Genomic DNA, 13044 nt, shown 5'->3' with positions numbered 1-13044 from the left:
GGGGGGGGGGGGGGGCTACCTAAAATAGAGCTCTTTGCAAGACAGTGTATAGATGGATGGGATTGTTGGGGAAATGAGGTATAAGAATTGTAGGAGGTGTAAAAAGCCTCCTCTTTTTTTTTTATCTAAATTTACTTACCGTTTGTGATTAGGTTACTTATCAATCAAAACAGGAGGATCAAGGATGGTAAGACAGATTAAAAGAAAATGGAGAAGATTTTACAGAACTCATAGAGAGGGCTGTGAGTTGGTAGGAGATTTTATTGGAGTTGTAAGTATTTCTGTATTTTTATTTGAGCTCTATATCATCGGAGTTATGTTAGGAGGTCACTAATGGGAAATGTAATTTTAGGGCTTTTGTTAGTTGGCTACATAGTGGTTACTATCGTAAATCTGGTAATTGAGGTAAAGAGAGATAAAGAAACCAGACCTCTAAGGATAAGAGAAAGCAGATCCCAGATGTATTTAGCTTTTGAGCTTGCCAGATTTAATAAAAATATTGAAAAAGCCAGAGAGGAGGCGGAAAAGTAATGGGATTAAAGAGCTTAATAGCAGTAGCACAAGGTAAAAATGCAGAGAGCGTATCCTTTGAGGATAAGTTTCTTAAAAACTATGAGGAGGCTGTAAAGGCTAAGGAGCTGGAGGAGAGGCAGATAGCCCCATCTGAGTATATCCGCCCATCTTCTATGTATGGCTGTGAGCGTATGTTATTTTTCCAGAGAGTACATGGAGGCTCCCAGAACGGAGAGCAGAGTGAGGTAAATCTTATTGAGATATGCCAGAGCGGTACAGATAGGCACTTAGACATACAGCATATAGTAGAGCGTATGGAGGGCGTAGAGTGCTTAGATCTGGAGGAAATGGTAAAAGAGGCACAGGCTAAAGGCATTAAAACAGAGTTTGTAGGCTGGAATGAGGATCATACAGAGGGCAGGTGTAAAAATGATGAGCTCTCTATCTATTTCCAGCCAGACGGAGTTATTAGATTTAATGGTAAGGATGTAATCTTAGAGATTAAAACAGAGAGTACTTACCAGTTTAGTAACCGTTATGAACCTAAGGCGGATCATAAGTGGCAAGCTACTTGTTACGGTATGGGGCTGGGAATAGATTATATCCTTTTCTTTTATGAGGATAGAAATTTCTGTAAAAAGAAACCGTACCTCTGGAAAATAACCGATGAGATGAAACAGGCAGTACTTAACAAGATACGAACTGTAAACAGTGCTTGTAAGACAGGGATCCCTCCAGAAAAGGATGATAGCAAGTGTACTTATTGTAGATATAAAAATGAGTGTGCTTTAGTGGATGCTGGTAAGTGGGTACATCCTAACCCTCCAGAAAAGCCTCAGACAGCCCAGAAAGATACAAACAGAAAAAAGGCTAATAAGTCTACAGGTAAAAAGAAAAAAGCCTCTACAGGGCAAAATACAGCGTTGAGAGCGGTATGTGGTAACTGTGAGCATTGTGGTAGAGAGCTGGGAGCTTACTACTGTAGCATTGATAAAGATGGATCTATGTATGTAGATCGCAGAAAGAAATGTAAGTTTACTCCTAGCAGATTTAAGGGGGTACAGGATGGCAAGTAATAACATCGGTAAAACCTTTGAGCAGGAGTTTAAGGAGTGTGTACCTCCAGATTATTACCTGTACCGCCTAAAGGATGATACAAGCGGATTTTATGGAGTATCTAATCCATGTGATTATATCCTTTTCAGATCTCCTTATCTCTTTCTGGTAGAGCTTAAAACTCATAAGGGAAAGAGCATACCGATAGCTAAGATCAGACCTAACCAGATACAGGGAATGGAGAAAGCTACTCAGTATGAGGGAGTGTATGGAGGCTTTTTAATCAATTTTAGGGAGTTGGAGGAAACCTATTACATAACTGTACAGGATGTGATCCAGTTTACTCAGACAGAGGAGAGAAAGAGTATACCTGTAGAGTGGTGCAGGGATCACGGAGTAAAGATAGAGCAGAAAAAGAAAAGAGTGAGATACAGCTACGATCTGGAGAGCTGGTTAAGTAGATATTTTGGAGGTGTGAAATGAAAGTAACTCAGTGTACAGGAGAGGGTATGGGATCGTGTAAACGATGCTCTGATAATGGAAAATGGAATATGAATTGGATGTGCTTTTTATACAAGATTGAGGGCTATGAGGGGTGTTATTGCTCTGATTGTGTAAAAGAGATCAAAGCGGAGGCAGGAGATAAGTGTTTAGAAAATTGAAAGAAAAGATCCGCAGACAAAAGTTAATAGAGGTTGAGGTATTAGAAACTCTTAGTAGTATTTGCTTATATTTAGAGTTTGATGCTCATTTTGCTCACAGAGGTAGATATGATGATTATTTTAGTAGCCATGCTAAACAGTTACGGATCTTTTCTGAGAGCCTTAGAGATGAGCTGGTAAAGGAGGATGAGAAAAACCGTGATAGGAGAGGATAACATACTTACTCTTACATACCATGATTTTACTACTAGCTGGTGCATGAAAATAAATCTGTATGAGGTATTTTGTGGAATTGAATACAGAGAACTACCAGATTATGAGCCAGATCCAGATGAGGTAAAGATCACACGCTGGCAGAGAATAAAGAAGATCATACAGCTTATTAAAAAGCATCATTTAGATAAAGAGCTCTCAGAGTTTAAAAGCTGGGTAGAAAGTCAAAAGGCGGAGGCTGAGAGCTTAAGAGCTAAGTATAAGGCTGGATCAGATGGGTATAAGAGCCTCACAAAGAGGATAACTCTTTACAACAGAGCTATAAGGGAGGCGGAGAAATGATACAGAGCGATAAGTTAAAGAAAATCATAGCAGAGGTAAAAGAGGAGAGCTCCCCTGTAATAACCCTCTCAAATGAGTTAATAGCAGATTTTAGTAAGGAGCTTGATAGTGCTATCTCAGAGCTGGATATGATTATGGAAAGCATCGGAGAAAACTCTATAGAGGATATACCAGATAGCCAGATAGAGTACTACTGTGTTAAGATCCCAGCTCTTATGTACTATGCAGGGCAGAGAGTAGAGGAGCTGGGTATGCAGGTAGATCTAGCCTCTAACGCTAAGAAAAGTGCTCAAAATGAGGCGATGGTAAAAGTATCTGGTACTGTGCAGGAGAAAAAAGCCAGAGTAGAACAGCTCACGGAGGATAAAGCCTTAGTAGAGGCTATTTATCGTAGAGCTTATAACAGCCTCAAAGTTAAGTTAGAGATGGCTGAGAAGATCTACAGCGGATTAAAGAAATCTCTCTCAAAGAGGATAGCTGAGGTAGATCTGGATAGATTTAGCAAGGATAAATATACCAGAGAGCCAGAGGATCCTATGGAGGATTAAGCCTATGGAGCGGTGGGCTTATGAGTACTTTAGGAGACAAGCCATAGAGGATAGATGTAAGCAGGAGGCACAGTGGTTAATAGATAATCCTAAGGACAGTATCCGTAAAATGGCTAGAGAATTTTGTATTAGTAAGAGCCAGTTACATAGAGATCTCCATGAGCTCAGAAATATAGATGATGATCTCTATGTACAGTGTAGAAATATTTTAAGGAGGCATAAAAGACGATGTTTATAAGAGTTGAGGATCAGAGCGGAAACCTTACTATCTGGCTTAATGTGAACCAGATAGCAAAGCTGGAGGAGAGCAGGAGCTCAGAGGAGATAATGGGATACAGTGTAACTACTGTGGATAATAAGGAGTATTACTCTCCAGATGTTAAGGCTATACAGGCTTTATTGATGCCAGTAGTTGTAATGGAGCCAGAGGGCGATATTGTAGAGGAGCTTAAAAAGTTGGATATGATGAGAGATGTTATGGCGAGGTGTTAGAGATGGAGGAAAAGTTAGATAAGTTTTTAGCATATCTGGAGAAAAACGGTGTAGAAATCTCTGGAGAAACAGCTTTTAAGTGTGATGATGGGATTGTACTTTTTAGCCCTAATGATGAGGGCGGAGTAGATATAGCTATTATCAGAAATGTAATTGAGTTAAATTACAACTTAGGTATCACGGATGCAGATGTAAACCTCTTTAATACGGAGGTAGGCATTATGCAGGAGTTAGGAGGATCTGAGGATGGAAAATAATAAACCAGTATTTTATATGTTAGTGGGGTTGCCAGCCAGCGGTAAAAGCTCTGAGAGTGATAGGCTGGGAGATGTAATTGTTAGATCCTCTGATTATCTTAGAGATAAACTCTGTGGAGATATAAATGATATGAAAAATAATGGTGCTGTATTTACCATCTTACAGAGTTTGGTTAGGGCGGATCTATATCATGGTAAGGATGTAGTGTACGATGCTACAAACTTAAAAGCAAGCTATAGGGTGGAGTTTTTGGATACTCTTAAATTATTAAATTGCAAAAAGGTTTGTGTGTTTGTAGATACTCCTTTTGAGGTGTGTGTTAAGCGTAACGAGGAAAGAGAGCGTACAGTACCTAAGGAGGCTATGGATAGAATGAAAAGATTTTTAGAGCCTCCTACCTTTGCTGAGGGCTGGGATGAGATACGAGTAGTTAAAAATTGGAATGAAAAGGAGAATAGCGATGGCGGAGATAGATAACCTCATAGCAGAGGTAAATAAGAAGTATAAAACGGATATAATTCGTAAAGCATCGGATCTTAAGGGGATAGAGTTTATCCCCTATACCTCTCCTATGATGAATTACTTAACCAGAGGCGGAGTACCTGTAGGGAGGATCATAGAGCTAGTGGGATTACCGCAAAGCGGAAAGACTACCACAGCCTTAGATATTATTTCTAATTTCCAGAAAAAGTACACAGATAAGTACTGTGTATATCTGGATGCCGAAAATACAATAGATAAGGAGTGGGGAGAAACTCTGGGGGTAGATTGGAGTAAGGTAATACTCATTCAGCCAGAGAGTGAGTATGGAGAGGAGCTCTTAGATATGCTCTTAGACTACATAAGATCTGGTAAGATCGGCTTAGCAGTATTAGATAGTGCTCCCTTTATTATTCCTAAAGCAGTACAGGAAAAAGGCTTAGATGAGAAAAGCTATGGCGGTAACAGTGCTCTTATGAAAGCCTTTTGTGATAAGGCGGTACCGCTCTGTAAGAAAGTGGAGTGTACTTTTCTGATGATTAACCAACTCAGAGAGAATATTGGAAATCCGTATAAGCCTTATAAAATTCCTTGCGGTACAGCAATAGCTCATGCGTGCTCACAGATCTTATGGTTTACAAAGGGATCCTTACTGGATGAGAAGTATAAAGAGGTAAGTAGCGGATATGCTAACCCTAGTGGTAATCTGGTAAGCGTGAAAGTGGAGAAAAATAAGGTTACTAAAAATGATCGTAGGCTCCAGACTTACACACTTAACTACAGTACAGGAGTTGATGAGATTAAGGATACCTTAGATCTGGCTATTATGCTGGGGATCATTTCACAGGCTGGAGCATGGTTTAAGGCTACTCTTAAAGATGGAAAAGAGCAGAAAATGCAGGGATTTAACGGAGTGCAGGAGTTTTATTACAACGATCTGGAGGAGCTGGAGTATCTTAGAAAACAGGTATATGAGGCAGGGATGGTATGAGAGAAGTAGAGGAAACCTTAGCACATAACCTTAGAGAGGTAAGAGAGAAAAAGGGCTACACTCTAAAAGATGTGGTAAAAGGTACAGGATATACAGAGGTAAGTATAAGCAGGTGGGAAACAGGTACACGGATCCCTAAGGCTACAGTACTTTATAATCTGGCTAAATTCTATGGAGTATCTGTAGATAGATTTTTCTGGAAATAAGAGCAGGAGGAGGCAGTAAAAAGCCTCCTCTATTATTTTATATAGGGGTTATATAAAAAGTAATTGACATTATTATATAGGGGGTGTATATTATAAGTGAGGTAAGGAACTAGATACAAACTGAAAGAGAGGTAAACAATATGAGATATAAAGAGGATAATGATAATAGATACAGAGTAAACTTTATGAGAGCTACAGAGGAGCTCATGGATGCCATCACAGTTGAGAGCTTTATCTCTTATTTAGAAGAAAATGCAGAGTTTGAGGATTATACAGTAGAGTACATTGACGGAAAATGTGTTAAGTGTAGAGCCTATGATCTCACAGAGGAAAACAGCAAGCTCCATAAGGAGTTTTTAGTAACAGATGATGGCAGAGTATTTTACTGGAGAACCTTATTAGATAAGATCGAGTTAGTAGATGATGAGATCCCAGAGGGAATGGTAGAGGGATTACAGGAGGGAGATACATACAGAAATTTTAATGCTATCTGGGTTGTAGATAAGATTTATACGGTAGATGATCCTACACTTTGGTATAAGCTCAGAATTAAGAGCCATGTAATAAAGAAAAGCCCTATGTATAAAGGGATCGGTACTATGGATTGTGCATATAGCAGGGGAGCCTAAGGGCTCCCAGATAGGAGGGAAATATGTTTACAGTTTATCTTAAGAGTGCTGGAGGCACAAAGAAATACTTTACAGAGTTTGAAACAGAGGCGGAGGCTGAGAGCTTTTGTAGAGAGTATGGCTGGGAGTGGGTAGATGAGAATGAGTTTGTATGGGATATGGATTATGAGGAGGCGTAAAGATGGCTAAGATCGTTTATCTGAGAACCGATAAAAACGGTACTAAGTATTATGCTAATTACACTTGCCCTAGATGTGGAGGAGCTGGAGGATCTGATAAATGGGCTTTTACAGGCTGGACTTGTTATGAGTGCGGAGGAACTGGAGAAAGCTCTACTCCAGTTATTGAAAAAGAATATACTCCAGAGTATAGAGCTAAGCTGGATGAGAGAGCTAGAAAGAGAGCAGAGGCTAAGAGGGCTAAGCAGGTAGAGGAGTTTAATAACAATCGTTTAGCAATAGCTGAGAAATACGGATTTAATCCAGAGGGTAAGATCTATGTAGTAACAGGTAACACCTATGAGATCCGTGAGGAGCTTAGGGAGGCAGGAGCAAAGTATAGAGGAGGGATTAACTGGTATTTCTTAGAGAAACAGGATAGATACCCTACAATAGAGCTTAGTTATGAGGAGTGCCTTAATATCTATCCAGAGTACGGTACAATGAGCTGGAAAGACCTTACAGAGGTACAGGCAGTACTTAACAGTAAGATCCCTACAGAGGAGGATCCTAGCCAGTATGTGGGGCAGGTAGGAGAGAGGTTAGATCTGGTAGTAACTTTTAAGAAAAGATCTACTTATGAGATCCCTAGCTATGCAGGATGGGGTACAGATACGGTAGGGATCAATGTATTTAGAGATGATGCTGGTAATTGTTTTATCTGGAAAAGCACCTCAGCATTTTTTAACATAGCGGAGGGATCAAAGGTAAGGTTGAGAGGAACCGTAAAGGAGCACAGCGATTATAAAGGTACTAAGCAGACTATATTACAGAGATGTAAAGTGGATGCAGTAAAACTATAAAAACAGGGGGAGGAGTTAATTACTCCTCCATAAGGAGGGCTAAGAGATGAGTATACATGGAGTAAACGCTAGACAGCTCCAGATAATAAATATCCTTAAGGAGGCTAAGTGTACAAACACAGCGGAGCTACAAGAGGAGTTAGGAGTATCTAGGAGAACACTTAGAACGGATATAGCGTATCTAAAGAGAGTGTATCCAGATAAGTTAATAACCCACAGAGGCAGATATACAGGCGGTTTAGAGTGGGTAGAGTAGGAGGAGCGTATGGATCTAATAGAAAGAGTAGAAAGCTATAAGGTAATGTTTAAGGAGTGTAAAGCTCTGGAGCCTGTTAGTATGGCTCTGGCAAAGGGCTATAAATCCGCTACACCTCTCCAGAGATTAGAGATAATCAGAGAGCTAGATACAGAGCTGGCGGAGGTATATAGCGTAGAGATCCCTGTTATTACAGCGTGGGTAAGGGATGATAACTATGTACACTCTACAAAGGAGATTTTCTTAGGGGAGCCCTCCTTAGAGGGGTTTCTCCATCAATTTAGGCACCACTTACAAAACAAGGCAAGGGAGCCACAGTATAAGTATTTACTGGTAGAGAATGATCCTAAGGCGGATTACAGGATCCCTTATAAGGATTGTATGTACAGGATGTATGGGGAGGATGATGCTAGAGCATGGGCTAGGATGGTTATTGAGTTAGCCTCATAAATGAGTTATAATATAACCACTATATAAAAAGGTAGGTGGTTACATGATAAAGAGATTGAGCGTAGTAATAGCTTTAGGTATTGCACTATCCTTATCAGCCTGTGGAAATACAGGTAAGGCGGTAAATGAGCCCACAGAGGCAGAGAAAGTAACGGAGGCTATAGAAAGTACTCCAGAGGTAACAGAGGAGCCAGAAACAGCCACAGAGGAGGCGGAGGAGCTACCTGTAATTTATGCAGATGATGAGGAGATCAATTTATATCTGAATAGATATAATGAGGCTAATGTGGGGCAGGAAATAACAGCGGATCAGTTTGAGCCTTATAAGCATCATGGTAGCGTACATAAGAACCAGATAAAACTCAAAACAGAGGAAACTACTATATCAGCTACAGGAACTAAGGTAACAGTATATTTAGAGTATAAGGATCTGGAGCAGTATAAGGAGGCGTTTCTAAGGTTTGTAAAGCCCTTTAGTGATACCGATATAGAGAAATGCTGGGAGCAAGTTTTAGCGGATGATACGAGGGTTATAGAGTTTGATGGATTTAGTACAGAAACAAGCAAATTTGACGGAGATATAGAGTATATGAGTATCTATGGATCTATAGAGTAGGAGGCGGATTATATGAAAATCGGAGTAAGAAAACCTAGCCTTAAAAAGGCTATCAAAGCAAGTACTACAGGTAAGGCTAAGAGGGCGGTAAAGAAAGCAGTTAATCCTCTGTATGGTAAAAAGGGTGTAGGGCTGGCAAAGAACCCTAAGAGAGCTGTAAAAAATGCTGTGTATAAGAAAACCACAGTAGGAGTAAAAGATTTACTCAAATAGGAGGGCGTATGGAGGAAAGATTTAAGGATATGACACCTTATGATAGAGCTGTGAGGATCTCTCTTTACTCAAATAGAGTAGGGAAGATGGAGGAGCAGAAAGATCACACAGAGGATCCAGAGGCGGTAAAAACTCTGGAGGAGAAAATAAAGGAAACACAGAGGCTCATAGATGAGTTATTAGAGCTATTTCTGTAAGGAGGTATCTATGGATAATGAAAAGCAGAAACAGGAGGTAATAGACTTTCTGGAGAATACCTACACAGGGGCTAAAATGATGGGAGATGAGGAGGTAATGCTGAGAGCCTCCAGAGCACTCTTAGCATTTAAGGCAGATGTGCATAAGGATATTTTCATAGAGGAGAATGTGCTGGAGTTTTAATACTAGAGAGAGGATCTTAGGATCCTCTTTTTTTTTATTCTAAAAATACTTACCGATTGTGATTAAGTTAAGTATCACAACAAAGGAGGTAAACAGAGTGGCACAGAAAGTAACCAGTACAGATATAAAGCTGGCTCTTAAAGAGTTTCATAATGGAAAGCCCAGTTATTTTATAACAGAGTGTAAAACCTGTAGTACCTATTTTCCAGATCCGCAGGGGCTACTTAAGTTTGATGGGCTGGCTATCACAAAGAGCTATACAAAGCCTAATATTATCGGCTATGAGATCAAAGTGAGTAGAAATGATTTTCTACAGGATAATAAATGGCATTTATACCTACAGTACTGTAATGAGTTTTATTTTGTAGTACCTAAGGGGCTGGTAAAGAAGGAGGAGCTCCCAGATCATGTAGGGCTTATCTATTTCAATCCAGATACTAAGGCTCTGAGAACGGTTAAAAAAGCATTGTACAGGCAGATAGAGGAGCCTGTAGGTGTGTATAAGTACATTATCTTTAGTCGGCTGGAGGAGGATAGGATCCCCTTTTACAATGACAGGGCGGAGTACTGTAAGGATTATCTGGAGGATAAGGTAGTAAAGAGTGCCATAGGGCAGAGATTAGGCACAAAGTTAGCAAAGGATTTAGAGGATGCAGAAAAGAGGTTAAAAAGCCTCCAGAGTGCAGAGAAAGAGCTACAGGCATGGAAAAATGTTAAAACAGTATTAGAAAATGCTGGTATTTTACCGTGGAGCTGGTGGGATAACGATAGCTGGATAACAGATCTGGAGCAGAGGCTTAATGGAAAGATGGATCCTATGGATCTGGAGTTAGCCATTAAGGATACCAATAGACTATTAAACAGATTACAGGCTATGCAGGTACAGGAGGAGCAGGATGATAAAAGCTAGATACATAGGGGTAGATAATGAACTCTTACAGAGCGGTAAAGTATATAAGATCAAAACAATTTCTGTAATGTGGAATGGTAAGCCCAGATTAAGAGTAGCTTTTGGAGAGCGTTTTAGATACTGGGTGCATTACGGTAGCCTAGAGGAGTTTCTTAAGCGATGGAAAGTAGAGGCGGTATATCATGGATGTAAGTAGGTTAATGATTTTGCTTAAGGAAGCGTGGAGCAGGGTAAGAGATGAGGGAGTAGGTGTAATGGGAGATTTTATAGGAAAGCCTTTTACAGCTACTACTATGAGTGAGTTGAATTATCTTGTAAATGCTCCTTTAGAGAGTATAAACAGAGAACTCCGAGAGGAGTTAGGTATAGAGCTTTATGTAAATACACTACCTCAGATAGAGGATAACTCAGTAAGTGGGTTCTTAATGGTAAAAAGGGTAGGAGAGCCAGTAAGATTTATATGAGAGAGGAGTGCTAAGTGTGGGTAGAGCTGAGAGGCGTAGGCTTGAAAAGCAAAAAAGTAAGCAGGTAAAAACCTATAATTTAACCAGATCACAGATCCATAATGCAGTAAGGCAGGTAACAGAGGAGGATCTTAAGAGGATTAAACAGGAGGCTATGGAGGATGCCATAAATACAGCTATGACATTACTCTTAGTACTCCCTATGGAGGTACTCATGGATCACTACTGGAAAAAGACCTATGCAAAGAAGATACCAGAGTTTACAGAGCTGGTATTACAGTACTATGAACGCTGGCAAAATGGAGAGCTAGATATGGATGAGATGAAAAAGGATCTATGGGAGTATGGCGGAGTGAGATTAGAAGAAAGAGAGGCGGAGTAATGAGAGGAAAGCTGGGGGTATCTACAGTAACTCATAAAATGAAAAAGCCCAAGAGAGTAGCGTGTGACTGTGAGCGATGTAAGCACAGTAATAAAAAACACGGTTTTCTGTATTGTACTTATTTTGACTTAATATCTCCTAATAGATCTCAGTGTATTAGATATTGGGGAGTAAAACCTAAAAAGAAAAGAGGTAAGGGTAAATGAAAGATAGTACAAGAGCTAAGAGCTCCATACAGGAAAAGCGTATAGCTAAGGCTATGGGCGGTAGGCAGGTAGTAGGATCTGGATCCACTCCGTTTCTAAAAGGAGATGTAGTGGTAGATAAACTCTTTATTGAGGCTAAAACAAAAATGAACCCTAGCCAGAGTATTACAGTAAAAAAAGGCTGGATAGATAAGGCTAAGGAGCAGAGCTTAGCCATGAGAAAAGAGGATTATGCCATAGCGGTATCCTTTGGAGATCCTAAGGAGTATTACCTCATTGAGGATACTTTAATGGAGGATCTGTATAAGAGCAGGGAGGCACTCAGAGCGGTTATAGATGCCTTAGGAGGGCTGGATGATCGCTTAGTGGATCTGGATAACTTAACAGGAAACGGTATAAGAGCATTGATAAGGAGGCACTTAGAATAGTGAGAGCTGAGTTTATCGGTAAAACATCTATGGGCTTTATTACAGGGCAGATATACACGATAGAAACAGCCTGTAAGATGGTAAAGAGGTGTAAAACCAGTAGAGCGGATCCTGTACCGTGTTTATGTGTATACGATAAAAACTCTAAGGCGTGGTGTCCGTATAGCAGTATGGAAAAGGTATTAGAGAACTGGAGATTATTATAAAAAGCGAGGAAAATATTATGTGTAAAATTAGTGAAATGAACTTAGAAACAGCTAAGTACTATGGATATGAGGCACAGAGTAACCAGTTAGTAGAGGAGTGTGCAGAGCTCATACAGGCGGTAAACAAGTACCGCAGAGTAGAAACAGGCTTAGGACAGCCTGTAGCGGAGGATAAAAAGGCTATTGCCAGAGATAACTTAGTAGAGGAGATTGCAGATGTAGAGTTAATGCTGGAGCAGGTAAAGTATCTCCTCCAGATCCCAGAGGATGAGCTTTTAGCGGTTATGACCTTTAAGGTAAATCGTACCAGAGAAAGAATGGAAAGCAGTAAATAAAAATATTTTTCAAAAACTATCTAAATTTTCCTCATATTGAGGATTAAGTTATTTATCAATAAAAAATAACACACATAGAAAAGGAGAAAAATCTATGAGAGCATTTAAGGGATTTAACAAGGATCTTACCTGTAGAGGTTATCAGTATGAGGAGGGTAAGTAATTTCACACAGAAAGAGCGGAGTGCTGTGATACAGGTTTTCACGCTTGTGAGTATCCGTTAGATTGTTTCGGATATTATGATCCAGCACATAGCGTATTCCATGAGGTAGAGTTATCTGGAGAGATGGATAAGAGCGGAGATAATACTAAGGTATGTGCTACTGATATTAAGATCGGAGCTAGATTATCTATTGCAGGACTTGTAAAGATGGCTATTGATTTTACTATGAATAAGGTAAACAAAGAGGCAGGATCAGACGAGCGACACGGTTTTGCATCTGCTACAGGGGATTGTGGAGCCTCATCTGCTACAGGGTATAAAGGAGCCTCATCTGTTAGTGATCCTACTGGTGTAGCGGTTGCATGGGGGCATGAGGCAAGAGCTAAGGGCTGTAAGGGAGCTCATCTTATCCTCTCTGATTGGAAATATGTAGGAGTCAGATATAGCGATGGAGATTATATGGATCCTTATGATAAGGAGAGCTGGGAGCTTACAGGAGCTAAGATGGTAGTAGTAGATGGAGAGAAGATCAAAGAGGATACATACTACCGCTGTATCGAGGGAGAAATTGTAGAAGTTACAGAAGATGGAGAGATCGTAGAGGAATAATACAGAGAGTGGTA

Annotated in this window: 28 protein-coding genes; all 28 read left to right on the top strand. The window is 40.1% G+C overall.

All coding sequences use genetic code 11. The features are described from left to right. Nucleotides 1-184 precede the first annotated feature (184 nt). Nucleotides 185-334: a hypothetical protein gene (locus DWZ61_RS19830; RefSeq protein WP_182427137.1), complete on the top strand. Its 150-nt coding sequence runs from the start codon at nt 185-187 to the stop codon at nt 332-334. Next, complete coding sequence (locus tag DWZ61_RS15540) at nt 334-531, top strand: hypothetical protein (RefSeq protein WP_118044116.1); 198 nt, start codon at nt 334-336, stop codon at nt 529-531. Before DWZ61_RS19830 ends, DWZ61_RS15540 begins: the two co-directional genes overlap by 1 nt. Further along, nucleotides 531-1589: a hypothetical protein gene (locus DWZ61_RS15535; protein WP_118539555.1), complete on the top strand. Its 1059-nt coding sequence runs from the start codon at nt 531-533 to the stop codon at nt 1587-1589. The genes DWZ61_RS15540 and DWZ61_RS15535 overlap by 1 nt, the downstream gene beginning before the upstream one ends. Beyond that, a complete protein-coding gene (locus DWZ61_RS15530) occupies nt 1579-2052 on the top strand; it encodes a Holliday junction resolvase RecU (protein ID WP_118539553.1) in 474 nt (157 codons plus the stop codon). The genes DWZ61_RS15535 and DWZ61_RS15530 overlap by 11 nt, the downstream gene beginning before the upstream one ends. A 163-nt stretch (nt 2053-2215) precedes the next feature. Continuing rightward, on the top strand, nt 2216-2446 hold the full coding sequence (locus tag DWZ61_RS15520) for a hypothetical protein (protein WP_147354726.1): 231 nt from the start codon (nt 2216-2218) through the stop codon (nt 2444-2446). Next, on the top strand, nt 2430-2786 hold the full coding sequence (locus DWZ61_RS15515; RefSeq protein ID WP_118539547.1) for a hypothetical protein: 357 nt from the start codon (nt 2430-2432) through the stop codon (nt 2784-2786). Before DWZ61_RS15520 ends, DWZ61_RS15515 begins: the two co-directional genes overlap by 17 nt. Next, nucleotides 2783-3334, top strand: a complete 552-nt coding sequence (locus tag DWZ61_RS15510; RefSeq protein WP_118539545.1) for a hypothetical protein — start codon at nt 2783-2785, stop codon at nt 3332-3334. Before DWZ61_RS15515 ends, DWZ61_RS15510 begins: the two co-directional genes overlap by 4 nt. A gap of 228 nt (nt 3335-3562) precedes the next feature. After that, nucleotides 3563-3826 carry a hypothetical protein gene (locus DWZ61_RS15500; RefSeq protein WP_118539543.1) on the top strand — a complete coding sequence of 88 codons (264 nt, stop codon included), beginning with the start codon at nt 3563-3565 and terminating at the stop codon, nt 3824-3826. A gap of 2 nt (nt 3827-3828) precedes the next feature. After that, nucleotides 3829-4083 carry a hypothetical protein gene (locus DWZ61_RS15495; RefSeq protein ID WP_118539541.1) on the top strand — a complete coding sequence of 85 codons (255 nt, stop codon included), beginning with the start codon at nt 3829-3831 and terminating at the stop codon, nt 4081-4083. Next, nucleotides 4073-4561, top strand: a complete 489-nt coding sequence (locus DWZ61_RS15490) for an ATP-binding protein (protein WP_118044109.1) — start codon at nt 4073-4075, stop codon at nt 4559-4561. Before DWZ61_RS15495 ends, DWZ61_RS15490 begins: the two co-directional genes overlap by 11 nt. Continuing rightward, a complete protein-coding gene (locus DWZ61_RS15485) occupies nt 4545-5555 on the top strand; it encodes a recombinase RecA (RefSeq protein ID WP_118141845.1) in 1011 nt (336 codons plus the stop codon). The genes DWZ61_RS15490 and DWZ61_RS15485 overlap by 17 nt, the downstream gene beginning before the upstream one ends. Beyond that, nucleotides 5552-5761, top strand: coding sequence for a helix-turn-helix transcriptional regulator (locus DWZ61_RS15480; protein WP_118047161.1), 210 nt, complete (start codon nt 5552-5554; stop codon nt 5759-5761). The genes DWZ61_RS15485 and DWZ61_RS15480 overlap by 4 nt, the downstream gene beginning before the upstream one ends. Before the next feature lie 140 nt (nt 5762-5901). Beyond that, entirely contained in the window at nt 5902-6390 is a 489-nt protein-coding gene (locus DWZ61_RS19825) for a hypothetical protein (protein WP_182427134.1), read from the top strand. A 23-nt stretch (nt 6391-6413) separates the two neighbouring features. Beyond that, the gene (locus tag DWZ61_RS19820; RefSeq protein WP_012744481.1) at nt 6414-6569 is read left to right on the top strand and encodes a hypothetical protein; all 156 of its coding nucleotides are present in this window, start codon (nt 6414-6416) and stop codon (nt 6567-6569) included. Nucleotides 6570-6571: 2 nt separating this feature from the next. Further along, nucleotides 6572-7411, top strand: a complete 840-nt coding sequence (locus DWZ61_RS15470; protein ID WP_118539539.1) for a hypothetical protein — start codon at nt 6572-6574, stop codon at nt 7409-7411. A 46-nt stretch (nt 7412-7457) separates the two neighbouring features. Further along, entirely contained in the window at nt 7458-7667 is a 210-nt protein-coding gene (locus DWZ61_RS15465; protein WP_118352179.1) for a helix-turn-helix domain-containing protein, read from the top strand. Between the two features lie 9 nt (nt 7668-7676). Further along, entirely contained in the window at nt 7677-8117 is a 441-nt protein-coding gene (locus DWZ61_RS15460) for a hypothetical protein (protein WP_118352180.1), read from the top strand. Nucleotides 8118-8160: 43 nt separating this feature from the next. Next, the gene (locus DWZ61_RS15455) at nt 8161-8733 is read left to right on the top strand and encodes a hypothetical protein (RefSeq protein WP_118539537.1); all 573 of its coding nucleotides are present in this window, start codon (nt 8161-8163) and stop codon (nt 8731-8733) included. Nucleotides 8734-8745: 12 nt separating this feature from the next. Next, nucleotides 8746-8946 carry a hypothetical protein gene (locus DWZ61_RS15450; protein ID WP_012744476.1) on the top strand — a complete coding sequence of 67 codons (201 nt, stop codon included), beginning with the start codon at nt 8746-8748 and terminating at the stop codon, nt 8944-8946. Between the two features lie 8 nt (nt 8947-8954). Then, on the top strand, nt 8955-9143 hold the full coding sequence (locus tag DWZ61_RS15445; RefSeq protein ID WP_118352182.1) for a hypothetical protein: 189 nt from the start codon (nt 8955-8957) through the stop codon (nt 9141-9143). Between the two features lie 10 nt (nt 9144-9153). Then, complete coding sequence (locus tag DWZ61_RS19815; protein ID WP_012744474.1) at nt 9154-9327, top strand: hypothetical protein; 174 nt, start codon at nt 9154-9156, stop codon at nt 9325-9327. Between the two features lie 97 nt (nt 9328-9424). Beyond that, nucleotides 9425-10237: an MmcB family DNA repair protein gene (locus DWZ61_RS15440; protein ID WP_182427132.1), complete on the top strand. Its 813-nt coding sequence runs from the start codon at nt 9425-9427 to the stop codon at nt 10235-10237. Further along, a complete protein-coding gene (locus DWZ61_RS15435) occupies nt 10224-10433 on the top strand; it encodes a hypothetical protein (protein WP_118047151.1) in 210 nt (69 codons plus the stop codon). The genes DWZ61_RS15440 and DWZ61_RS15435 overlap by 14 nt, the downstream gene beginning before the upstream one ends. Then, on the top strand, nt 10420-10701 hold the full coding sequence (locus DWZ61_RS15430; protein ID WP_118352184.1) for a hypothetical protein: 282 nt from the start codon (nt 10420-10422) through the stop codon (nt 10699-10701). The genes DWZ61_RS15435 and DWZ61_RS15430 overlap by 14 nt, the downstream gene beginning before the upstream one ends. A 16-nt stretch (nt 10702-10717) precedes the next feature. Continuing rightward, nucleotides 10718-11083, top strand: a complete 366-nt coding sequence (locus DWZ61_RS15425; RefSeq protein WP_118539533.1) for a hypothetical protein — start codon at nt 10718-10720, stop codon at nt 11081-11083. 202 nt (nt 11084-11285) lie between these two features. Then, the gene (locus DWZ61_RS15415; RefSeq protein WP_243026432.1) at nt 11286-11717 is read left to right on the top strand and encodes a hypothetical protein; all 432 of its coding nucleotides are present in this window, start codon (nt 11286-11288) and stop codon (nt 11715-11717) included. A 223-nt stretch (nt 11718-11940) separates the two neighbouring features. Then, nucleotides 11941-12258, top strand: a complete 318-nt coding sequence (locus DWZ61_RS15410) for a hypothetical protein (RefSeq protein WP_118539531.1) — start codon at nt 11941-11943, stop codon at nt 12256-12258. 286 nt (nt 12259-12544) lie between these two features. Then, the gene (locus DWZ61_RS15405; RefSeq protein ID WP_118539529.1) at nt 12545-13030 is read left to right on the top strand and encodes a hypothetical protein; all 486 of its coding nucleotides are present in this window, start codon (nt 12545-12547) and stop codon (nt 13028-13030) included. Nucleotides 13031-13044 lie beyond the last annotated feature (14 nt).

The sequence above is a fragment of the Clostridium sp. AF34-10BH genome, from assembly GCF_003478095.1.
In the GTDB taxonomy this organism is placed as follows: Bacteria; Bacillota; Clostridia; order Lachnospirales; family Lachnospiraceae; genus Acetatifactor; species Acetatifactor acetigignens.
Note: the sequence above shows the minus strand (reverse complement) of the source record. Positions and strands in the feature narration are given on the sequence as shown.